This is a genomic window from Bradyrhizobium aeschynomenes (genome assembly GCF_013178945.1).
Taxonomy (GTDB): domain Bacteria; phylum Pseudomonadota; class Alphaproteobacteria; order Rhizobiales; family Xanthobacteraceae; genus Bradyrhizobium; species Bradyrhizobium aeschynomenes.
Map to the genome: position 1 here is coordinate 423,032 of NZ_JABFDM010000006.1, position 22,997 is coordinate 446,028.

Genomic DNA, 22,997 nt, shown 5'->3' on the forward strand with positions numbered 1-22,997 from the left:
GGAAAAACCAAAGTTTCCAATGCAATGACGAACTCTCCCGCGGAAAATGACACGGTCTCAACCGGCTGAAGCCGGATACAATAAACGAGCACGATAGACGCACTACCGACGGTTGAACAGTCCCGTTGTAACCAAAATACCTTCGCGCCGGCGGGTCTCGCCCGACCTGTGATGAGTGACCTTGTCCCAAGTTTTATCCAGGTCTGAGTTCGTTTGGGCGGCTGGATGTGCCCAGGTGGGCGGTGGGAGCTGGCGCGGAGCCTTTGACATTGCTCAGCGCCAGATCTCGACGCGGATTGAAGGTGAAGGTGAGCAGATGCAAGCGGCGCCAAAGGTCTGCAGATCACGGGGTATGTCGTGGAGCTTTCGTCGCGGATGCGCTTGTACTGGCCCAAGTCGTGCGATCGATTATACCAGCGGAAGATCGAGTGCCCGCGCTCTGCAGGCTGATCGCTTTCAGAAGATGTAGCTATCGGTGGCCACCGATCGATTGACTAGGAGCAAACAGCGCCCTACCCCCAATCTGCGCTTGGTTCGGCGCACCAGCCTTTAAGCAAGAAGCTTGTTGATAACTGCAAGACAGAACGACCCGTCCCTTGATTTGTCCCTCAAACCAAATTGTTGCAAAGTTGTGCGTCTGAATCAATTGGTTAGGAGCTCAGTTCGAATCCCTCCGAGCGCGCCAGTCGCCTCATGCGACCGCTGCGGCGGCATCCGACAGGAGCAGCAACCGAGCGCGCTCAGGCGCTCGCGACGTCGTGGGTCAGCCGGCTGACCTGGATCAACGGCTGCGTCGCATCGCCGACGCCGCCGAAGACCTTCAGCTCGATCTCGACGCGGGCGTGTCCGGACGTCGTCGGGTTGGTCGCCCCCCGCCAAGCGTCGATCATCTGCGCGAACGGGGCCACGAAGGCCGGCTTCACACCTGGATCGACCACCGACGGGGTCGGCGTCAGCAGATTGATCGGCAGCCGCACGCGAGGAATTGCCGGCTGGCCGGCCACGATCTCGTAGCTGTACATCCCCTGCATCGCGACCTCGTCGCTGGTGCTGCCATTGCCGTCGGCATAGAGCCCCGCGAAGAATGTCGTCAGACGCGCATCCAGGTTGCCGGACGCGCCCGACATCGCGTCGAGCGAGAAAGCGTTGTAGTTCAACTGTGGAACGACCGTGGAGGCAAAGCGCACCTCCGGCGTCTGGAACAGGAACGCCGGGTTAGTGCTGGTGGTCGTGAGATCAGCCAGCGGGAACAGCGCGAGATTGCGCTGCACGAACACCGACGCCCAGCCGCTCTGGTACAACAGCACATCGAGCGGGGATACCGAAACCGTTCGGGCGGGCAGCCCACGCGCCTCCTCTTCCCTGAGATAGACCGTCTTGCCGTCGACCTGACGCGTATAGACATAAGCGATCTGCACCCCCGCCGGCAGCTCCGCTGGCGGTACCGCCTGGGGCGTATAGAGCTCGGGCGCGATCGCGGCCACCGGCGCCGAGAGCGTGGTGGTCCCGTTCGAGATCGTTCCAGCTGCCGCATCCCAGCTCGCCGCCACGCCATCAATGGTGATGTCGAGGAGATTGGTGCGCGCATGCCCGTCGCTGGTGCCGTCGAGTGTCGACAGGAACTTCACGATCACATGCGCCGGCGCAGCCGCAAGCTTCGCAGCTCCGACCGTCTCCCGCGCGTAGGCATCAGCGATCTGCTTGGTCTCCAACGCGAACGCAGCGGTCGCCTTGCGCGCGGCGGCGAGCGTGGCTGGATCAGGCTCTGCGCCATCGATGTTGACGAGAGACTGGTTGAAATCGCGAAGGATGGCCGGATAATTGGCGACGAACTTCGCGAGCGCGGTGAACAGGTCCGGTTCACCGTTCAGCCGCGCCGCGCCGCGTAGCGTAGTCGGATTCGGACGGTTGAACTCGACCGTGCAGGACACCGCATCAGCTGCCGCCTGCTGATAGAGATAGTCGAACGCGTAGCTCCAGGCGCTCAGCTTCGACGGATCCGTCGCGCCCTCGCCGGTGAGCTGCTGTGCCCGCTGTGCAGAGACGGTCGGCGGCGTCGGCAGATCGCGATTGACCACGGGGATGTTGGTGACCTCGTCGCCGCCCAGCGGGTAGCTGAATGGTCCGTTGACGAAGGCGAGCCATCGCGAATCGACATAGCCGTCGATGCCGGCGACCGTGCGCCGTTCGAATTCGAGATGGCTGAGCGACAGCGTCAACTTGAGCGGCACATAGGCCTGGTCGACGACGTTCTTGGTCGCGAACACGAAGGCCAGCCGCGGATCGTACCAGCTCTTGCTGGTGGGATCGTAGACCTCGCCGAGCGGGATACGCGTTGGCGTCAGCGTGAAATTCTGATTGTCCGCGGCGCCCTCGATGCTACCGCCCGGCTGACCGTAGAGGTTTGGCGGCCCGGCCGGATTGTTGTCGCCGCCGCCCGTCACCTCGGTCAGCCCGAACACGACGGCCGCGCCGGCGCGATAGGCTGCGCCGAGCTGATTGAGCAGTTGCTGGCGCAGCTTCTCGCTGGCGGCGAATCCGGTCGAAGGATCGCCCGCGCTGGTCGACAGCACCGGCAAGGTCTTCAGGCTGATCGTATCGGCCAGCAATTCCTTGGTCGACAGCACGCTGCCGAGCGAGCCGTTCTTGAGTGGATCGGTCACGCCGTCGATCCGATCGAGGATGAAGGCGTGCGGCGCGTAGTCAGCCGAGAGGAACTGATCGATCGCATCCAGCGCGCTCTGGAACCACTGGTTCAGATCGACGCCGTCGAGATGCAGCGTATCGGAATCGCCGCTGTCATAGCGCGTGATCGTCGCATCGCCGCTTGCAAGCGCCTTGGCGATCGGCTTCGGCGCGAAGTAGCTCGGCGAGGTCCCCAGCTTGAAGTGAATGCCCTGGCCGGCCGCCCGGCCGAAGCGGACGGCCCAGAGCTGCTGAGCTCCGTCCGCCGCATCCTCGCCGTCGCGGGACAGGCCCTGCCCGACCTTGAGATACCAGTCGGTCGTGGCGAAGATCGCCTCGAAGTCCTTGCTGAACACCGTGTAGGCGACGTTGCCATCGCCATCGGCGCGCGGCAGGATCGCTGCGGCCACGCCGGTGTCGCCCAGCAGCGCTGCCACCGCCGGATCGACCAGCAGCGGATTGCGGCTGAGCGTGAGCGCCACATCGAGCTCGAGGATATTGCCGGCGGCGATCGCATTCACGTCGATCGGAAGCGACAGCAACGCTGCCGGGGCCGCTGGCGTCTGCCCCTGCGCCACCCGCTTGAGGTAGAGCACGCAGGCACGCACATAGCCGCGGATGATGTCCGCCTGCACGTCGCTGAGATCCACATCGGGCTTGTCCATCAGCGAATTCGACAGCCGCATCGCAACCGCATTTCCGGACACGCCCGGCACGTGCACCGCGACATTGGTCGAATAGTCCTGATGCAGTTGATAGTAGATCCGAGTGTAGAGCGAGAGATCGTCGGCGGCCCGCGCGGCACCGTCAGGGCCGGTATAGGCGGCACCGTTGAGAGACAGAGAGAGCTTGAACGCGGCCCCGCCACTGGCCTCGTAGCTATAGCTGGCGTTGGTGTTGGTCCAGGACCCCAGCCCGATCAGTTCGTCGCGATACAGCATCGGCACCGCCGCGCCATTGAGTGCGCCGCGATAGCCTTGCGGCGGCGCCTCGAATGGCGTCACGGTGGTGTTGCCGAAGATGTCGCGCCATTGCAGCGCGACCTGCGCCATGGTGCCGACACCGAGATAGGGATTGCCCGCCTTCGGCGGCAGATCCGGATCGGGTGGATTGGGCGCGGCGTTGACCAGCGCGAACTGCGCAGCGATGCCGATGGATTGGCGATAATCGAGATCGGCCATGGCGACCTGCGCCAGGCGGTTGCCGCGAGTCTTCGCAGAGCGCGCATGGCTCTCGAACGCGCTGGACCCATCGTCGTCATGGTCCTGGGGACCGAACGGCATGCCCAGCGGACTCGCCTTGTAGAAGACGCTGCCTGCGAGCCCCGCGGCCAGCGAGGTGTAGAGCTGGTACATCGTCTTCCTGGCAAAGTCGGGCGCTGCGGGATCGTCGGGCGGCAGACCGAGATTGTTGCGCGTCAGGCCAAACCCGATGTTCTGCGGCGGCAACTGATCGCGCAGGGAGAACAGCTGCGGATCGAGATCGAGCACGGCATTGACCGGAAACAGTCCCGGCGCAGCGCTGGCACCCCGGGCGATCAGGTCGACATCCAACCCGTAATACGCGGCCATGCTGGCGAAGCTCATCCCGGGCGCGGCTGAGGAATTGACTTGGTAGGTCAGCGGCGGAATGTAGAACACCGCCGCGAGCGCAACGGCGACCTGAGGATTGAACGCGGCAATGTCCTGGCCGGTGATCGAATGGACGGCTCCGGCAGAGAACAGCTTGGCGAGCTTGTCGAGCGTAGCCGGCGCATCGATGACGCCGCCGGCGCCACGGACGAGATCCGCGTCGGTCAACTGGCGCACCGCGCCCACGATCGGCACCAGCGCGCCCGCGTCGAGCGGCTTGGTCGCGTTGACCTCGGCGATGCGCCCGGGCCCCGGACCGTAGATCGCGGAAAGCATATCGAGCGAGGCACCCGCCGCGACCGGGGCCGTGGTGCCGGTCGAGGCGAGCGAGACCGTCTGCACCAAGTCTGCCTGCGGGTCGACCGCGTCCGTCGTCACGAAGGCGTTGACGAAATCGGGGAGCGTCTTGCCGAACGAGTTGCTGCCCTGCGCAGCGAACGTCACGACCACCGTCACAATGCCCGAGCCGGACGAGTCGAAAACGCCGGCCGGCAGGCCCTCGCCGCTTTCGACGTTCTCGTAATACAGATAGTAGCCGCCGCTGCGGACCGTGCTGAGCTCCCACATCAGGCGGATGAACTGCGCCGGGGAATTGGCAATGCCGCGCGGAGGAGCGTCCTCGGCCGCCAGCATCAGCCGGAGAGCGGCGGCCGGATTGGTCTCGGTCGACAGGTTGGTCTGGGTGATAAAGGCCAGGAAGTTGGCATCCGCCGGCGTCACCAGCATCGGTGCGCCAGGTCCGGACTGATTGTAGAGCAGGAACACCGCAGAGGCGATGCCTTCGCCCAGCGCGTCCATGGCGGTCAGGATGCGCTGCAGCCGCACCGCATCCTCCGAGCTGGGTCCCACCAGCTCATAGACGAACGGCAACGTTGGGGACGATGCCGGACCGCTCGGCAGATCGCCGGCACCGACGCCCCGGGCAGCGATCGCCGCCGCGTCCGGCAGACGCTTGATCTGAACGTCCAGTCGCGTGCACCAGGCCCACCGTGCGATGCCAGCGTAGTCGGTGCGTCCCGTTGCAGGATTGCTGCGGCCGATCTGTGGCTGGAACTTGGGCAGCAGCGCGTAGGTCGAGCGCAGATCTGGCATGACGGCGCGGATCGACTGCTCGCGCATGGCGACCAGATTGGTCTGCGCCGGGGGCAGGCTCCACAACGTCGGCTGTACCTGCGCGCCGGCATCACCGGCCGCGGCCACCCCGCCGCGATTGGTCAGCGCCAACAGACTCGCGACGGATCCGCTCGACCAGCGCGCATAGCCGCTGGCGGTAAACGGCCGCGGCTGGCGCTCGGCGAGCGGCAACGCCGCGAAGGTCGGGCTCGGCGCGAAATTGCCGGGAGCTTTAGCCCAGCTGACCACGACGTTCAGGGCGGCATAGGCCTGGCTCAGATCGACCTCCATGCTGAGATCGGTGCTGTCGTTCAGCAAGATGAAGTCGAGCGGGACACCGTGGCTCTGCTTCTCGCGCGCGAAGTCGATCTTGTAGCTCGTGGCAGCGTTGGGAGTCGGAAACTGCTGGCCGGTGAGCTGATAGACGCCGTATCCCGACTGTGTCCGCGGATAGAGGAACGCATTGGACAGCGTCAGTCCATCCAGGACCGGCAGCCGTAGCCCATAGACGAGGAACCGCGAGACCATGCCGGCGGTCTGCCCGACCTGGCCGGTGGCTTCGATCGCCGACCACAGCGCCGCAACCGACTGCGCCTCCAGATTGGCGATCGTGAGCAGGCCGCGCTCCGCCTCCACAGAGAACAGGCCGGGCACGTCGCGATTGGCATCCGCAACCGCCACAGAGGTGGTCTGGAACAGGCTCGCCACCTTGGCCAACGTATCGGACGACGGGCCGGATGTTCCCTCCGTCTTGTAGGCGATCGGCCAGATCGCGAGCGGCAAGGTCGGCTGCAGCAGGCCGACGGCGCCGTAGAGCACGCTCTGTGCAGCGAGCGCGTCGATGGAAATCGCGCCGAGCTGCAGCGCGATGTCGGCGAAGCTGTCACCCTGCCTGGTCACGTAAGCCTGCTGCTGGCCTTGGCTGTTGGTCAGCATCAGGCCAACGCCTCCCTGCAGCATATGGCGGGACTGGTTGGCGACGATCAGGCGGTCTGGCGTGGACGTCCAGCGCGGCGGCTTCACCGCATCGGAATAACGGTCCGCGATGCTCTGCAGGGTGTCTCCGGTTTGCACCACGTATTCGAGGCCTTCGATATGCAGCGACAGTCCGGCCCCCAGGGCATGATCGACATTGGGTTGCACGACATCAGCAATCGTCAAGGCATTCCCGGGAATCCTGTTGAGCTCGTCGAGGATCCCACCGATGGCGCTGCTTGGCGCCAGCGGATAGGCGTAGCTCTTCAGCGCGTCGGCCGCCGCCTGGAGCAATTGGCGGGCGATCAGCGTGAAGGTATCGACGAAGACCAGGGCGGCCATCGACTCCGTCGAGTTCGCATCGTTCTCCGCGGCGAGCCGGCGCATCTCCTTGTTCTGAGCCTGGATGTCCGCGGCCACTTGCGCGAACATGTTGCTGACCGCAGTCGCATAGCCGGGCGTCGCCGTGGCGTAGGTCTCGAACGCGATCGGCGAGGTCTGGCCACCGGACAAGGCGGGGACTTGCAGCTTCAATCCGTCGAACACCGGAAACAGCACGGAGCCGGCGTCGAGCTTGGCCTTCAGCCCCGAGGACTGAGCCGTCGCCGGGTTCAAGATGTCGAGCCTGAACCCGTCGGCGAGGAACTGCAGCAGCCCGGTGATCGACAGGAATGGATCGGCAGTGTCGGCGAGGCGAGCGACATAGGCCTCCAGCTGGGTGAGCGTCACCGACGTCGCCAGCGTCTCGGCGAGTTCAGCCTCATGGCCGCTCTCGTTGCCCAGCGCATCGATGATCCACGGGAAGTAGACCTCGGCGAGCACGTCGAACGATGTCTTGGTGGCGGACGGCACGCTCGCAGCGGCATCCGGCGCGTCCATCGCAAGCAGGAGCACGAAAGCGCCCTGGTTCGACGCTGCATCCGTTGCGCCCTCCGGAGCAAGCACGGTGTACTGCGCCCCCGCCATCACCGACAGCTTGGGCTTGTCTCCCGCACTGGTCGCAAGGCCCATGCGATGCGCGACAGCCGGCGCGAGCCGCTTTGGACGCGGCTTCAAGCTGCGCGCCAGCCGCATCACCGCGTCCGGTCCGCGCGCGTGAGCCCGCTGCATCAGCAGCGCGTCGGCCCGCCCCCCCTGAACCTCCCACGGCGCCGTGCTGGTCTGTCCGATCACGAAGGTCGCAGACACCTGGGCCGAGAACGACAGGCTGATCGAGATCGAGAACAGACCGAGATTGATCTTGACCTTGAGGCTGATCGTCACGCTCGCGCTGGCGACCACAGGAATCTCGCGATAGCTCTCATAGGTGAGCTGGATCGACAGCACGATCTTGACGTTGACGGAGGCGGATATGATTGCGAAATCGACGCTGCCATACAGTAGCCCGATGATGCCGACCGTTCCCGACAGCTTGAAATAATAGTCGCTCTGCAGCGCGCCGCTGCTTGCGCGAGATGCCAGTGTGCGCGCAGGGTCATAAGGATGCCACGGCGCCACGACTCCTTCGACGATGCCGAACACCGTCAGCGCAAAGCCCGCCTTCAGCGGACCCTTCTCGAAATTGTAGCCCAAGCCGAGCTGCAGCCCGATGCCGAACTCGATGACCGGATCGAAGGTGCCGAGATTGGTCTTCGGGATCTTGGTCGACGTCGCGTTGGAGAGCTTGCCGATGTAGAAGCCGCCCGCGCCCAGCACCGGAACGCCGTAGACGATCACCGAAATCGAGAACGAGCGGCGGAAATCGAGATTGTACGGGAAGCCGATATCGATGAAGAAATCGCCGTTGGTGTAGACCTTGATCCCGAGCTGCGGCAACGTGATCGAGACGGCGCCAAAATTGAGGTTGCGAATGATGTCCGGGAAGGTGAAATCGATCTGGTAGACGCCGATGTCGTCGGTGATCTTCTTATAGAGGATGTCGACGACGAGATTGGCGAGCCCGCCCATCTTCTCGCCGGCGAGCGCCAGCCGCAGGCCGTAGAGGTTGGGGTCGTTGAACACCAGCATGGCATCGATCGACCAGGTGCCGGCGACCTTCATCAGGCCGAGATGCCCGGCGATGAGCCAGTTGTTCGACTGGTCGTAATAGGGCAGCCCCGGCGCGCCGCCCTGGTCCGCGTTGGGATCCACCGGATTCATCTTGCCCGTCGTGCTCGGGACGGACTGTAGCGCGCAGATCACCTCCTTGGTGCTGTTGAAGCTGGAATGACCGGTGATGCCGATGCGCTGTCCCAGCACCAGCAGGAACAGCTTGAACCATTCCTCGCCTCGGCCGGGCACCGATGGCAGGTTCTGCACGTCCTGCCCCTTGGCCGGATCCAGCAGATTCTTGAACGCCGGATCGTCGGCAACGAGCGGACTCGAGCCTTCGATAGCAAGCGTCACCTTGCCATCGGTGCCGCGGCGGAAGGTCAGCGCAGTGATGCTGATGAAGCCGAGATTGATCGGGCTCGACAGCTCGTAGCTGGCCGAAAGGCGTTGCGAGAAGCTCTCGCCGTTCTTGAGCGAGACGTTGACGCGCAACGCATCGAGCGAGATCTGGTTGAGCAGGTCCCACGGCGAGTCCAGCGTGAAATACGGGTTGCCGAGCGTGCGCACCAGCGCCTGCACCAGCGAGCCGATGCTCCAGCCCTTGAGGCTGAATGTGACCAGCTCCTTGCCGCTCTCCCACGTCGCGCGAAATCCTTCCCAGTCGACGAACAGAATGTTGTTCGAGCCCAGTTCGGTGGTCTTGAACTCATAGCCCATCGTGAGCTTGAGGTTGATCGCCGTGTAGACCCAGGTCCCCTGCGCGAAGCCAGAGAACTGCTGCTGCGCCGGCTTGCTGCCGTCATAGCTGACGCCGAGCCGCGCCGGATCGATTCCGACGGTCTGATCGCCGAAGGTGAACGTCCAGCTGAACCCGACGGTGATGTCGTAGCTCGTCTTCAGCTCGCCCTGCTCGGCCGGAATGGTCGCGGTGATCCCGAATTCGGCGATGACGAGATTGCCGGGCAGGAAGCTCGGGAAACCGTAGGCGCCGCCGGGCGAGAAGAACTGGTTGATCAGCTCCGAGACCTTCAGCGGTTCCTCCAGCGAGGCGGCGAGATCCCATCGCTTGGGCGATTCGAACCCGTCATAGGTCACGCTGACCTTGGTGTGCAGCGGCCCGACGTCGAGGAAGCCGGCGACGCTCGACTTCCACTGCGTTTGCGAGGCGGTCTGCAAGGCGACCGCCCGCGAGGTCTGCAGCATCGGAAGCGGCGCGGCCCGCAGCAACGTCGTTGCGTTGCCGCCCCCCTCCGTCTGCGTCGGAGTCTGCGCCGCGATCGAGACCGTGCCGTCGCGCACGGCAAGGATCGGCTGATCGTTGATCTTCAGCAGATTGAGCGTCAGGCTGAAACCCGCATCGAACTGGAAGCTCTGCGCGCTATAGTCGACCGCGACCGCGATGTCGCCAAGTTCGAAATCGCCGACATTCTCGACGTCGAGCATGACGGCCCCGCCGGACAGCGCCGTCAGGAAGTCGCTCAGCTTGGCGGTCCCCGCGAACGACGCATAGAACTGCTTGGCGGACGTGAACTGGACGGTGAACACGCCGTCGCCCTCGCCGTCCGGCCCCTTGAAGACGCTCGGCGCCAGCACGAACTCGGTCGTGAAATCGTAGGTCTGCTGCCGCTTGGCGCCGTCGAACGGATAGGCCATCGACCATTGCAGCGAGAAGCTCGTGATCTTGAAGTCGAGCACGCCGGTCGGCGGCAGGATCTGCCAGCTGGTATCCTTGGAGCTCCCGATCTCGATCGAGACCGCCGTGATCGTCGGCGAGCGGCCGAGGGTGCCGGCGATCGAGAAGCCGTTGAGACCGACGAAAGCGAGAAACTGCTGCAGCACGTCGGGCGTCGCGGCGAGATAGCCGCCATTGCCGCCCATCACCTCGATCACCGTCGCCGGCGTCAGCGGCGCGCCGCCTTCGACGACGGCGAGCGCCACCGAGTAGTTGGCGTCCGCGCCGGGCGTGATCTCGACGTCGAGCTGGTAGGAGCCGGTGCTGCCGACGTCGAACTGCGAGGAGATCGCGAGCGTCGGCGCCTGATCGCCGGCATCCGGATCGGCGGGATCGGCCAGCACCAGCACGCCATCGACCTCGTCCGCACCATCGGGCGCGGGAATGGTCAGAGCCAGGCTTGGGTCTTTGACGGTGAACTGCGACGCGAGCTTGAACGTGCCATCCTGAATCGCCGCCCGCAGCTGCCCCGGCGGGAACAGCACGGTCTCGCCGTTGAAGATGCCCATGTTGAGAGCGCCGCTCAGCTGCAGATCACCCGCGGGCGCGGTGAGGCCCGGAAACAGCAGCAGGAAGGGCTTGGCAACATCCGGCAGAGCGACCTTGGCAACGAAATTCTGCACGGCGCCGCCGCTCACGGCGCGGCCTGCGGAGTCGCCATATGGATAGGTGCCGGTCGCCGTCGAGAAGACAAAGCTGACGTTCTTCAGCGTGCCGAACTGATTGAACGGGAAGCCGCCCATGAAGGCGAAGCTGCTCGTCCAGGTCCAGTTCGACGGCGTCGCCTCGGCCTGCACGATCAGTTGGTCGCCGTCTACGGAGAACACGAGCGTGGCCTTCGCGGCGAGCGGCGCGGAGGCACCGACGAACGGGATCGTCGCCGATTGCACCGTGAACGCCGTCCCGTCGACCGGGCCGACGTCGGACTTTGCCACCGTCACCTTGAAGTCGGCTGCGGCCTTGAGGAAGAAGGCCTGGCTCAGCCACGTGTCGTAGTCAGCGGGAAGCTTCACGGCGGGATCGGCGAGGCCCGCCGTCAGGAACGCGGCATCGAGCGCGAAGGCCGTGTCACCGGCAGCGGCTTCGACAGCGGCGCGGAGATTGTCGATAGCGCTCATGCCGGCGCTCCCTCAGATGTCGGCGAAGATGCCGAAGTGATCGCTGGTGTTGCGAACGCGTCCGTAGTTGCTCCAGCCGGTCAGATTTCCGGCGCCGCCGATCCCCGGATAGTTCGCTGCCGTGGGGGCGCCGGGCCAGCCCATCGGCGCCGCGGTGAACTGGTTGGCCAAAGCGATCGCACCGGGGGGAGGATTGTCCGGCGGCCCCATCACCGCGTTCATCGGCGTGCCGCTGACGGTGTTCATGATCGTGGTCTGATAGTTGTGCAAGCCATTATGCGGCCAGACCAGCACGTTATCGATCGAGTAGAACGGCGCGGCGACGAAGTTGGATCCAACATAGCCGTAGCCGGGATAGAAGCTCTGGCCCGGCCCGCCGCCGTTGGACCACAGGAATTTCGACGCGGCGGTCTTGGTCTTGCCGCGGATATGGGTGGAGAAATAACCTTTGTACTGGTCCAGATTGACTGGAACGCCTACTGCCGTCGGACTGACGAGCAGCGTATAGGCGCCTGGGCCACCGGTGAGCGGATTGTAGAGGCCCGAGGCCGTGCCGTTCACCGCGAACAGATTGACGTTGAAATCGCCGCCGATCACCCGCGTCTCGTTGGCGCCCAAGCCGCCTACGATGTCGTTGATGGTCGACAGCGTGGTGATGTAGTTCGCCGCCGCAGGGTTGTTGGGCGGGGAATGGATGCCGAAGATGGTGATGTCCCGCTGCACGTTGCCGAGATTGTCGGCCTCCGTGAACGTCGCCATGAACGGCTCGCGCAACCCGCCGAATGCGACGCCCGCACCGAGCGGCGTGGTGAAGGCGATGCGCGCGGCGACGACATCCTCATTGAGGCCGCCATTGTGCTGGGCCCCTGCCGGGATCTGCCGCACACCGCCAAGCCCCGGCGGCACCAGCAATCCGTTGACGTTGACGGCGCCGACCGGCACCGCCATGCCATTGTAGGGCGTGGCGACGCCGCCGCCCGGCGGCACCGACAGGCCGGCGTGCCCGCCGGTCCAGATGTTGGGCCCGGTGAAGTAGCGATTGAGCGTGCCTGCGTTGTTGGTGCGCCGAAAGAGAATGCCCACGGTCTCCGAGCGACCGCCGGTCCCCGTATAGAGCGGCGGCACCGCGTTCCATCCGCCGGCCACCATCGTGCCGGGATTGTTGAGCCCGAACTGCACCATGGCGAGCGCATTGATTCCGCCGGTCTGGCTCGCCAGCGCGTTCGGCGCGTTGTCGCCGGAGCTCACCTCGATGATGACGATGATGTCCGGCTGCGCGGCGGCGAGCACGGCGTTGATCACGGCGCGACGCTGGATCGCGCTCTGCATGTCGTTGAGACCGCCGTGCCCGCGCTGCCGCTTGATCGACGCCGAGAAGATCTTGTTGACCGAGAAGTTCTCGATGTTCCAGAACAGGATCCGCGTCATGATGACGGCTCCTGCAGCTCGGGCTTGCGTTTGGCAAACGCGAGCGACTGCTCGCAGCCTGGATTGTCGTCGGCGACATAGGCGGCATACCAGCCGAGACTGCCGGTGTTGTCGGGATCGCCGAACAGGAAGAACTGGATGTTGGCGGACGGCGGCAGCTTGGCGATGCCGAAGATCTTGATGGCGATATCGTCGATCCGCAGGCAGTAGAACCATTTCGGAGCGGCGTCGGCCAGCATGCGCCCCGTTGCTGTCGGGACCGGCTGGCGCAGGATCGAGATCGCGCCAACAGCGACCTTGATGACGCCTTGGATGCTGAACAGGCTGGCACCGGGTGCCGCGCCCGGCAGGCTCATGCCGATGAAGACCGCATGCTCTGCATCCGAGCCGGTGGTGACCGGCGACCAGGCGACCAGCAACTGCGACTGGAAGCCGACGCCGGAGGCAAGCGCACCCGGTCCGCCCAGCGTGATGTCGTAGACGACGCCGAACCACGGCCCCTCCAGCTCAGTGAGGTTGAGCTGCGACGTCACCGGCAGGAAGCCCAGATCGGACGGCTTCTGATCGCCGGAGGCGTTGACGAAGCTCTTCAGCTGCAGCGCGAAGCCGCGGAACAGGCTGGTGTCGCGCATCGTCGAGCCGTTGAGATTCCACGCGAGATTGCCGGTCGCGACCTCGAACCGCTTGGCGCCAGGCGTCGCCTGCGGATAGGTCATTCCGACGGCGAGACCGGAAAAGGCAAGGCCGACGCCGAGCGCCGCCTCCGGCGTGTCCGGCGGACTGCCGAACGACAGCAGGTCGAGCGTCTCTCCGGTGTTGCTTTCGAGCGCGGTGAAATCGAGCTGCCCCCAGACGAGGAAGTTGCTCGCCACCGTCGCGCCCTGGTCCTGGGTGCCGAGCGTGTTGAACTGTACGCGGTCGAATGCGACGGCCAGCAGCACGTTCGACGGGCTGGTCAGGACATTGGTCGTGTTCTGCTCGAAGACATAGGCCGTGCGGCCGCCCTGATCGACATAGCTGCCCTTGAGCACGATCCCAGTGAAGGGCTGCGGCTTGCCGCGCGAGTACAGGCGCGACACCGGCGCGCCGAACAGGGCCGCAACCGAGAGCTGGACATGGCTTTCGAACCGCGTCAGCCTGGCATTCTCGAACAACGATTGCAGCTGCAGCACGGTAAAATCGAAATCGCCGCTCATCTGCACCGGCACGGGCACGTCGGGCGCGACGCCATTGGAGACGTTCATCGCATAGCGCGGATCTTCGTAGTCGATCAGGCCGAACAGGCTCGAGCTGCCCGGAGGCATCGTGATCCTGCCAGTGCTCGCCTCGACGGTGACGCGACTGACGGTGAAGCCGAAATGATGAGCATTGAAACGAGTGAAGTCGATGCCGGCGGCCAGACCTGCAATTTCCGGCGGCATGTCGCGTTGGCCGAGATCGGCCGCGAGCACGATGACGCCGGTCCAGTTCGGATCCTGGGCGATTCGCGCGAAGTTCTCGTAGAACGGACCCGATGTGCCCTTCGACCTGGTGATCGCGTCTGCGATGTAGTCCTGTAGCCATTGCGACAGACCGGTGTAGGACAGCGCGGCCGTGGCCGGCGGCGTACCGGGCAGCAGCGAGAACTGCTCGGCCGAGGTCCAGCGATTGGCATTGGTGACCCGGTCGAGCAACGAGCCGGAGCAGAACTTCATGATCATCACGTTACGATAGGCGGTCGCCGACGCTCCGGCGCCGACTGCCGCAGTCATGGTCCAGCCCGCGATGTTGACGGTGTTGGCGAATTGAGCACCCGTGCCGAACGGTTCCGGATTGACGGCGACCAGAAACAGCTGGTTGGTCTGCAATGCGTCCTGCATCGCCGGAGTCGGATGAGACAACGCGAACGGCAGAGTCTTGCCGTCTTGATTGAGCGACTGCGCCATGCTGACGTTCAGATAGGCTCCCGTCCCCGGATCGCGCTCGATGATGAAGCCTTGCGGCGTCGTCCCATCGGTGCCGGGTCCGTCGGCCAGCACGCCGTGCAACGCATGGGCTCGTGCCGCCTGAACCCGCGCCGACCACGTCTTGCTGCCATAGCTCGAGATCAGCGATTTGCGCGTTGCGGCCACGATCTGGCTTTCGAACTGGACGAGTGTCGCGCCGTCGAGGCCACTGCTCGCCACGGCTCCGTACGGCACGAGCGGGAACGTCTTGTCGTTGCCCTGGGCGAGCGGCATGAATGGCGGCGCCGATTGCAGGATCGCCGCGTCGTCGGGGGCACCGGCTGCGGCGGCTCCGTAGATCGCGCTGCCTTCCGGCTCGGCGAGATAGTCGACGGCGCCGCCTCCGGAGATGATGGTCACCCAGGAGGTCTGATAGTCGTCGGTCAGGCGCGGCGCGACGGCGCCGCTCGCGGGGCGGTTGAGATCCGCCGTCTCGAACGGAAACACCGGCGCATAGCCCGGCTTTGATGGGATGGCGTTGAGACGATCGTTCTGTGCGGCAGGCAGGTTCGCGTCGAAGGTCCTGAAGCTGAGAGCTTCCGATCCGAACAGTCCGCCCATGAGCTTCGCGACCTGGCCAGCCGAGCTGCCGTCGGCGCTGAGCGCGTATTGGCCCGCCAGGCTGAGATAGGCGGTGCCGGCATCGGTCGCGACCGTTTTCGCGACGCTGGTGGCGAAAGCGAAGCCACCTGCCCCGAGCGACGGCGCCGTATCCGCGCTGCCGGCCCCGAGCGGCGTCAGCTGCACCACGCGTCCGCCGGTGGTGCGGAATTCGCTGGTCAGCGACGGCGCGGCCTTGATGGCGAAGCCCGAGCGCAGATAGCCCTGTTCGAGCAGCGTTCGATCAATGACGCGGTTGGCGGGATCACCCAGGTCGAAGGCGCCGGCGATCGAAAGCTGCGGCGGCAAGGCCGCCACTGTCATCACTGCATATTGCGCAGCCTGCAGCGAGGATACCGCGCTGTTGTTGACGGTGTAACGGAAGCCCTGCCCCAAGCCCTGGGCGACGAAGGCCTGTTTTGAATCGAGCAGGCCGTCGAAGGTCACACAGCCAGTGTTGGCGCCACTGAACGGTACGTACGCGTAGATGCGACTGTTGGCCGGCGCGATCCGAATGCCGAGCGGATTGTCGCCCTTGCCGGAGAAGCCGATGAACGGCGGCGAGCTCGTCGCCGAGCCAGACAGGCGCAGAGCCCCGCCATCGATATCGATGCGACTCTGATCGAGAACGTAGAACTTGGCGTTGCCGGCGAACCAGAGGTTCAGGTTGCCCGACACCTGGTAGACCGGCGGCAGATGGATGAAGCCGACGCCATAGCGTTTGAAATCGCCGAACACGACCGGATTCGCCGATGCCAGCCAGACGACGGCGCGGTTGCCCGTCGCCGCGCCGATGTAATCTCGAACGCGCTTGGCGAACCCGCCGGGATCCCGATCGAGATCGGCGGGCCGCTGCGTCGCGAAGAGATAGCTGCCACCGTACTTCTTCAGCGAGTCGTCGTAGTTGATGAACGGTGGCAGCGACGCACCTGCGCCGAGAAGGTAGCCGGCCCAGCCAACTGAGCCGGCAACCCTGGTCTCGTAGATCGCGGTGGAGCCGACCTGCTCGAACTGCGCTGACGCAAGCGCGTCCATGGCCGTATCAACCGATCGGGAAGATGCCGAGCAGCGTACCCGCCAGCGAATAGAGGGCGCGATCGTCGATGATGTCGCCCTTGATGATGGTCACCGTGTACTGTGCCGAGCCCAGCGCCGCATATTGCACAGTAATGCCCGCCTTCCACGTCGTCGCCCCGATGGTGATATCGGCGCCGAGCACCGCGGTAATCTGCGATTGCGAGACGATCGGCGTCCAGACCGGGATGCGCCCCTGATACTGGAATGAGACGTAGGTGGTATTGTTGGTGTCGCCGCTCGGCGTCGTCACCACATTGCTGTTGGGGCTGGTCGGGGTGTTCACCGTCGGCAGAGCCGTGAACGCCGCGCGCGGGTACTCTTCGGTCCGCAGCGCCGCGGCCGACGGCGCGGCCTTGATCGACGAGCTGATCGGGAAGATGCCGAGCGTCACGCCCTGGAGCGAGTAGAGGCCACGATCGTCCACGATCTCCCCCGAGATGATGGTCACGGTGTACTGGGTCGACCCGAGCGCCGCATACTGAACCGTGATGCCCTTGCGCCAGGTCGTTGCGCCGATCGTGATGTCAGCCCCGAGAACGACTTGAGGTTGCGCCTGCGACACCACCGGCGTCCAGACAGGGATGCGCCCCTGATACTCGAAGACGAGCTGAGTGGTGTTGTTCGTATCACCGGTCGGCGTCGCGACGACATCGGTGTTGGGGCTGGTGGGGGTCTTGACGACCGAAGGAGCAGTGAAACGAACGGCTTCGTGATCGACCATAGCTATCTCCCTTTTTGTAATAACGCAGGCCGAGACCTGCAGCAGATCCGGGCAACACAGTTGAAACGAATCAAATATCGATCAAACTACCACTGATTGAAATCTATCAGAGGTTGTGGCGTGTAACAGAGTTGGATGGGACGGTCAATTGTGCCAGATCACAGTCTGTGCCCGTGCCCGATAACATTCTGGTGTTTACATTTCGCGCGGAACGGGACGGCCTTTCAGCGGCTGCCCTGCATCCGGAGCATCTGCACCGCACGCTTCATCGCAGCAGCGCGGGTGAACGAGCCCAATACGGCTCCGGGAAAGCTGCTCTCCTTGCCGGAATCGACGATCGTTCCCGTCATCGTCACCGTGTAGTAGGAGCCCATCGTGTTCATGGCCACGGTCAGCCCCTTGCGCAAGACGATGTTGGCGACGCTAATGTCTTCGGACAGCGTGACCTGAAATTCGCCAACCGACACCAGCGCCATCCAGCATGGAATCGCGGGGTTAGCGAAGAAGGTGATCCAGGTGCTGTCGTTGATGTCGAAGGTGGCGGCGGCCTGCGCGCTGCAATCCGTCGTCAGCTGGGTGGTGACGGTCTGATTGGTGAGCTGAGATGGTGCAGCGGGCAAGGCGGCTCCCGTCCTCGATCAGGCGCGCAGCGTCAAACAACCGTCTGAGATGACGCAATGGATAACTAGCCGCGGTCCGCTGTCGAGTCCATGTGCAAGCTGGATGCTGTTTGGGCCGCCTTGGACGACGCGCTCGGCGACCTCCCTGGCCGGATATGACCTGCGCAACAATCAGACACGCCCAGCGGCGTCATTCCGGCGGCTAGCCTGTCGTTGAGAATGGCTCACGCGCTTCCATGCAATGAACGGCCGGTCCCGGCCGGACGCTGCGCCCCCTCGGCGTCGGAACGTGCTTGATCGGTGCGGTCGCCAGAAGAGCCCGCGGCGAGATGGGCCGGCATGATCGTGCCGCTCACGATCAATCCATTTATATTCAATAGGTTAGCCACAAGATCACCCCCTTCGGGTAGACCAGGCTTGCCCTCCGTCTTCTCGTGTGGATGGCCGCCGGAATGACCCAAAGACATCTGCTCCGTGGAATCTGCACGAACGGACTGGCGATGGATTGCCTGCGGGCACCGGCGTTCCTACAACCGCGCTCATGGATGCAGGGCAGCCCGCCCAGGCTCCCTGATGCGAGGACGATGTCTCCCCGTGAGTGATCAACGTTTCATTGGATCCCTGACCGGCCTGCGCTTCGTCGCGGCCGCAACGGTCGCAGTCGGACACGGCGCACCGTCGTTGGGGCAAGGCCGGCCGGCGGAGTTGATCGCGCAGGTCAGCAGCATCGGCATGACCATGTTCTTCGTGCTGAGCGGGTTTGTCCTTTGGCTCAATTACGCCGGACGCTTTCACGCGGAGCCGGTCGCAGGCGCCATTCGGGAATTCGCGATCGCGCGCTTCGCCCGGCTCTATCCCATGTATGCCGTCCTCGTTGCCGCGATCGTCACCTACCTCATGCTCGCCCGGGGACTCTCCGCTCCTTCGCTCGGCTTTATTCTGACGATGACGCAGGCCTGGTTTCCCGTTCAGAACGGCACCATGCTGGTGGCGGTCGTTCCGCCCCTCCAACACCTTTGGTCGATCAGCGTCGAGCTGTTCTTCTACCTGCTTTTTCCGTTCGTCTGCTTTCTGCTGGCCGGCGTCGTTCGGCTGTCGACGATGATCTGGCTTGCGGCAGCAAACATCCTGGCGTTCGCGCTCACGATCGCGGCATTCTTCACCTATGGCGACGCCATGCTGCGGGCTCTCGTGCCGAGCCTACAGCACAATGGGATGCAATGGCTGACCTACTACGCGCCCTACCTGCACGTGGCACAGTTTCTGGCCGGGTGCTTTGCGGCCATGATCTACCAGAACCGCGCGCGCACCGATCCGGCCCCCACGGAACGACGCTGCGTGACGGTGCTGTTCTGGCTCTCACTCGCGGGTCTGGCCTGCGCGCCGGCGCTGCTGTTCATGCAACCGCACCTGCCCGACTGGCCGTTTGCGATCGAGCTCAGCGTGCGTCTGATCGAGATCACGGCGTTCTCGATCGTCTTCGTTGCCACCAGTCGCTACGGTCATGCGCGGTGGCTGTCGTCCCGCGCCATCATCATCGGCGGTGAATGCAGCTATTCGATATACCTGCTGCACCCATTCCTGATCCGCCTCGCAATGATCGGCAAGCCCGACCAGCCAGGAGTTCTCGAGCTTGCGCTTCGACTCAGCCTGTTCGTCGCGATTACGACGGCGGTCGCCTGGATCACCTACATGGTCGTCGAGGCGCCGTCGCGGGCTTGGATCCGGCGCTCTCTGGGCACCCGTGCGCCGCGCGAGGTGATTCAGGCCAAGGCAAGCTGACACGGCAGCGCGCGTTCTGCGCGGTACCCGGATCCGTGCGTGGCGGCGCGAGGGTGCAGCCTTACCGGCGATTTATGCGGACCATTTTGCGCGAATTTAACAAGATTGCCGCCAATCTTTCGGACATCCGACGCGGCATGGGATGCAATGGTGATTATTCAGATCAAGGCGACGTGCGAGGCAAACGGTTCGATCCTCGCAGCCACCAGCTATGACGACACCAATGAGGACGCGCGAGCCGCTGCCGTGATCGGCCTGCTCGAGCAGGTGCTGGCACGCTCGGACGGTACGGACGACCAGCGCCTGTTCACGTTGGACATCGAGGCCATGTCCGAGCCTCTGTAACTCCCCGCCCCGGACCAGGGTCGCCGTTCACTTGCTGACGCAAGCCCTTGCCGGGCGGCTCCATCGGAATGCCGCGCCGCAAGGCGGTCTGGGCCGCGCTCCTGCGGGGCATTCGTTCCATACCGGCGCCCCCTGCTCCCAGCCGTTCACAACACAACCGCCGTTGGGAGCGACATGGCACCCAGGCCCACAAGATTCGTTGGCGGCCGACGCACCCGTTCCGGCCGCAAGGCCCGTCGTCAGCACAGCCAGCACTACCAGTCTCATTGCTTCGCTCCCTCCACTCCACGGCCGTTCGTCTCCGTTCTCCGCTGAGAACCTCGAGCGCTTCACTCTGTTCCAGCGCTGGTCGCCCAGCGCGCGCCGCAGTGAGGCACGGTTCTGAAGCGAACCGTTGACCGGACCTGTGACGAAACACCGCGCCGCCCGCCACATGCCCGCCTTGCTCCGTGCACGACTGCGCCACAGCCAGCCATCGAAATGGTCTGGCACTCCGTGGCGAGAAGGTTTTCACCATAGTTGAGAACGTTGCGGGGTGCCGCGCCACGGCAGAAAGACAAACGTCATCTCTCGCCATCAAATGTAACGAAACGATCCGATTTTCACCGCACCATGGCGACAAGTTCGGAAAAATTGGGACAAGGACAACCGACGGGTTGGATCGAGGCCTCCTCGGGGAGAAACGGCGCGGACAGCTGACGAAAGATCGGCCACGGGGTTGCGCGCAAATACTCGAATGAAAATGCAAGGGAGCAACGGGTCGACACCATGGCTAAGACAATGACGGTTCGCGAAGTCATCGCCAGGTCATATCCCAGTTGGGATTACGCCATGGCCGACCGCTTGATCGCATGGCTGGATCATTGCGGCTATCAGATCGTCGAGAAGAAGCTGCATGAGTCCGCTGTTCTGCCGGCGGACGACTTGCAGCCGCCCGCGATCAACGCCTGCTGACCCATATCGGCCCGCGTCGCAGAGGGCTCGCTCTGCGTTGCATAGGGCGCGGAGTTCGATGCAGCATCGACGGATCGCGTGGCCCAGGAACCCGCGCGTCGTTGTGGGGTTCAACAGCGACACCCGACGAGAATTTCTCGAGCATCACGAGATCAGGTCGCGAAGGATTAAGAATGTCTCGCAAGCTCACGCCGCGCCAAGTCATCGCACGCTCCTACCCGACATGGGATTATGCCATGGCAGACCGGCTCATCGCCTGGCTGCAGGAATGCGGATATGAGATCGTCGAAAAGGAGACCGTCCATCGGGACGCGAGCCTGGTGCCGAACGAGCCGGAGACGGCTGCGTCTCTTGAACGCACGCATTGACCTCCCCCACAGCCGGCCCTGACTGCAGGAGAGATCGGTGATGTCGGTCGGCAAGGTCTTTGCGGCGCCGGACGGCCGGCTCAGGCCAGCAGCTGCTTCTCGATTTCGTAGACCGGAAGCTTCACGAGGTCCTTGTGGACCTCGCCATGCAGCACCTTGCGAACCGCGTCGGAATAATCGGCGCGGATCATGCCGAGCGCGCGTGGCGACGCCACCATCGTTACGGCTTTGGTCTCGCCTGAAAGTACGGCGTGATGCAGGCGGTCGGCGATCTGCTTGAGGAAGGCCCGTTCCGCCTGATCGTGCCAATCGGTCTGCTCCACCGAGCTCCGCGCATGGCCGAACGACTGCTGCACCGAACCGGGCGCATCGGCCCCTTGAGCGCTGGTGCGCTCATTCTCATGCTCATGAACCTCCTTGGTGTGCAGGTTCGGAAACATGCTGTCGCCGATGTTCTCGAGGATCAGCGCCTTGCGCCCATCGCAAACGACGACCCAGTCACCGGTCCCAACCTTCATCTTGTCCATGAGCCTACTCCTTGATCTCAACGACCCCAGCGCCGGGCCGCCTTCGAGTCCCCGCCATGGCACAGCGCGGACATCACTTGGTCATTCCCATGCATCAGCGCCGTCCCTCGCAGCCGATGCAGCTCCCGCCATGCGCTAGAGGCTTTCTTCGAAATCTTCCAGCGAGAGGCCGAACTCCGACAGTGCCTCCTCGAGATAGTCACCGAGCATCGGCGTCTCAATGAGATAGCTAGCCGTGCGGTTGTTGTGCGCCTGAGCCGCCTGCGCGCGAAGCTCGTCCCAGTTTTCCAGCGAGCCGTCGCCGCGCCCCAGCCATGTCAAAGCGACCAAGTCGATCTGCTCATCGACATTGAGGCCCTTGATGAAGCTGACGAGCTCTGATCGGTCCGTGTTCACGCCGCGTCCGCCCGTTGCCGGAGCCGCGTCGTCGTCGGTGAGATCCGCCAGCAGCTCGGGCTCGGCCGCCTCCATTTCGTACTGATGGGCCTTGGTCACCACGAAGGCGACCTTCTCCGGCGAGATCGAGAGATTGGGCGGGGTGGTGGTCATTGAGCGTCTCCCTGGGTCCACGGGGCAACGCGCCCTGGTTCCCATTGAGGTGACGCTAGGCGCTCCGGACGGAGCGCACTTTGCGCAAGATCAAGGCAGTCTGGCGGCGTCCAAGACGTCGCCGCGCCCGATCTCATTCACGAGGACGGCCGCGAAGACTCAGCAATGAACGCAGCGAAGGACTCGATATTACCAGGTGGAATAGAAAGCGCCGACGTGCGGTTGCTGCGCCACCAGGATCATCGGCTTGCCAGGATGAGCTTTCGCGGTCTTCCGCTTCTTGGCGTCCAAGGGCTTGGGCGCAGTCTCCGGAAGCTTGGTCGCCGCCCGAGGCGTTTCGACGCCCACCGCGGCAACGGCCTGCGGCTTGGTATCGGCGACATTCATCTGGGCGAAGGCGTCGCGCACGTCGCCCTTGGCGGCGGCCGCCACGGGCGCAGGCCGCTCCATTTTGGCAATCACCGCAGGCACCGGCGGCGCGACCGACGTGTCCATCACGATCCGCTCTGGCCATTTGCGGGCGGACTGAATGCGTACCGGGGGAAGATCCGAAGCGGAGGTCAGGGTTGTCGGCAACGGTACGCTGGGAAGCACGGCATCCGCGAGGACCAGCAGCGCGAGCAAAGTACCACCGACGAATAGAAAATAACGCAAGATAGGCATAATTCACCGCTCCGTCGGCCCACCCGAGCCGACCATCCACCTAACGGGGGACCATGACAGTATGTTCCCGGCCCGACCAATCAGGTTCAATGA

13 protein-coding genes are annotated in these 22,997 nt (G+C 64.3%); 4 read left to right on the top strand and 9 right to left on the bottom strand.

The genetic code is table 11. The features are described 5' to 3' along the window. Positions 1-740: 740 nt before the first annotated feature. The 5 genes from HL666_RS20035 to HL666_RS20055 form a co-directional block, all read right to left on the bottom strand. Complete coding sequence (locus tag HL666_RS20035) at positions 741-11,285, bottom strand: LysM peptidoglycan-binding domain-containing protein (RefSeq protein WP_210261982.1); 10,545 nt, start codon at positions 11,283-11,285, stop codon at positions 741-743. 12 nt (positions 11,286-11,297) lie between these two features. Next, complete coding sequence (locus tag HL666_RS20040; RefSeq protein ID WP_172183173.1) at positions 11,298-12,713, bottom strand: hypothetical protein; 1,416 nt, start codon at positions 12,711-12,713, stop codon at positions 11,298-11,300. Further along, on the bottom strand, positions 12,710-16,333 hold the full coding sequence (locus HL666_RS20045) for a hypothetical protein (RefSeq protein WP_172183175.1): 3,624 nt from the start codon (positions 16,331-16,333) through the stop codon (positions 12,710-12,712). Before HL666_RS20045 ends, HL666_RS20040 begins: the two co-directional genes overlap by 4 nt. Positions 16,334-16,340: 7 nt before the next feature. Further along, a complete protein-coding gene (locus tag HL666_RS20050; protein WP_172108393.1) occupies positions 16,341-17,096 on the bottom strand; it encodes a hypothetical protein in 756 nt (251 codons plus the stop codon). Between the two features lie 224 nt (positions 17,097-17,320). Continuing rightward, a complete protein-coding gene (locus HL666_RS20055; RefSeq protein WP_172108391.1) occupies positions 17,321-17,716 on the bottom strand; it encodes a hypothetical protein in 396 nt (131 codons plus the stop codon). A 594-nt stretch (positions 17,717-18,310) separates the two neighbouring features. Between HL666_RS20055 and HL666_RS20060 the strand changes: the two genes are divergently transcribed. Beyond that, on the top strand, positions 18,311-19,498 hold the full coding sequence (locus HL666_RS20060) for an acyltransferase family protein (protein WP_172183177.1): 1,188 nt from the start codon (positions 18,311-18,313) through the stop codon (positions 19,496-19,498). 147 nt (positions 19,499-19,645) lie between these two features. Beyond that, on the top strand, positions 19,646-19,843 hold the full coding sequence (locus HL666_RS20065; RefSeq protein ID WP_210261984.1) for a hypothetical protein: 198 nt from the start codon (positions 19,646-19,648) through the stop codon (positions 19,841-19,843). A 27-nt stretch (positions 19,844-19,870) separates the two neighbouring features. Here the strand turns inward: HL666_RS20065 and HL666_RS34610 are convergent, their stop codons facing one another. Then, entirely contained in the window at positions 19,871-20,110 is a 240-nt protein-coding gene (locus HL666_RS34610) for a hypothetical protein (RefSeq protein WP_376698603.1), read from the bottom strand. 501 nt (positions 20,111-20,611) lie between these two features. On the opposite strand from HL666_RS34610, the gene HL666_RS20070 reads away from it, so the two are divergent. Together HL666_RS20070 and HL666_RS20075 are read left to right on the top strand one after the other, a co-directional pair. Next, entirely contained in the window at positions 20,612-20,797 is a 186-nt protein-coding gene (locus HL666_RS20070; RefSeq protein WP_172108389.1) for a hypothetical protein, read from the top strand. Between the two features lie 173 nt (positions 20,798-20,970). After that, entirely contained in the window at positions 20,971-21,165 is a 195-nt protein-coding gene (locus HL666_RS20075; RefSeq protein ID WP_172108387.1) for a hypothetical protein, read from the top strand. 80 nt (positions 21,166-21,245) lie between these two features. On the opposite strand, the gene HL666_RS20080 is transcribed toward HL666_RS20075, so the two are convergent. The 3 genes from HL666_RS20080 to HL666_RS20090 all read right to left on the bottom strand — a co-directional run bounded on the left by HL666_RS20080 (position 21,246) and on the right by HL666_RS20090 (position 22,904). Beyond that, positions 21,246-21,692 carry a host attachment protein gene (locus HL666_RS20080; protein WP_172130641.1) on the bottom strand — a complete coding sequence of 149 codons (447 nt, stop codon included), beginning with the start codon at positions 21,690-21,692 and terminating at the stop codon, positions 21,246-21,248. A gap of 135 nt (positions 21,693-21,827) precedes the next feature. Then, on the bottom strand, positions 21,828-22,241 hold the full coding sequence (locus HL666_RS20085; protein WP_172108383.1) for a DUF3775 domain-containing protein: 414 nt from the start codon (positions 22,239-22,241) through the stop codon (positions 21,828-21,830). A 189-nt stretch (positions 22,242-22,430) separates the two neighbouring features. Then, positions 22,431-22,904: a hypothetical protein gene (locus tag HL666_RS20090; RefSeq protein WP_172183179.1), complete on the bottom strand. Its 474-nt coding sequence runs from the start codon at positions 22,902-22,904 to the stop codon at positions 22,431-22,433. Positions 22,905-22,997: the final 93 nt, after the last annotated feature.

What these genes read in the sequence shown, in the direction of transcription:
- HL666_RS20040 (WP_172183173.1), bottom strand. Translation starts at nt 12,713, where the DNA reads ATGACGCGGATCCTGTTCTGGAACATCGAGAACTTCTCGGTCAACAAG.
- HL666_RS20070 (WP_172108389.1), top strand. Translation starts at nt 20,612, where the DNA reads ATGGCTAAGACAATGACGGTTCGCGAAGTCATCGCCAGGTCATATCCC.
- HL666_RS20090 (WP_172183179.1), bottom strand. Translation starts at nt 22,904, where the DNA reads ATGCCTATCTTGCGTTATTTTCTATTCGTCGGTGGTACTTTGCTCGCG.
- HL666_RS20035 (WP_210261982.1), bottom strand. Translation starts at nt 11,285, where the DNA reads ATGAGCGCTATCGACAATCTCCGCGCCGCTGTCGAAGCCGCTGCCGGT.
- HL666_RS20050 (WP_172108393.1), bottom strand. Translation starts at nt 17,096, where the DNA reads ATGGTCGATCACGAAGCCGTTCGTTTCACTGCTCCTTCGGTCGTCAAG.
- HL666_RS20075 (WP_172108387.1), top strand. Translation starts at nt 20,971, where the DNA reads ATGTCTCGCAAGCTCACGCCGCGCCAAGTCATCGCACGCTCCTACCCG.
- HL666_RS34610 (WP_376698603.1), bottom strand. Translation starts at nt 20,110, where the DNA reads ATGAGACTGGTAGTGCTGGCTGTGCTGACGACGGGCCTTGCGGCCGGA.
- HL666_RS20045 (WP_172183175.1), bottom strand. Translation starts at nt 16,333, where the DNA reads ATGGACGCGCTTGCGTCAGCGCAGTTCGAGCAGGTCGGCTCCACCGCG.
- HL666_RS20085 (WP_172108383.1), bottom strand. Translation starts at nt 22,241, where the DNA reads ATGACCACCACCCCGCCCAATCTCTCGATCTCGCCGGAGAAGGTCGCC.
- HL666_RS20065 (WP_210261984.1), top strand. Translation starts at nt 19,646, where the DNA reads ATGGTGATTATTCAGATCAAGGCGACGTGCGAGGCAAACGGTTCGATC.
- HL666_RS20080 (WP_172130641.1), bottom strand. Translation starts at nt 21,692, where the DNA reads ATGGACAAGATGAAGGTTGGGACCGGTGACTGGGTCGTCGTTTGCGAT.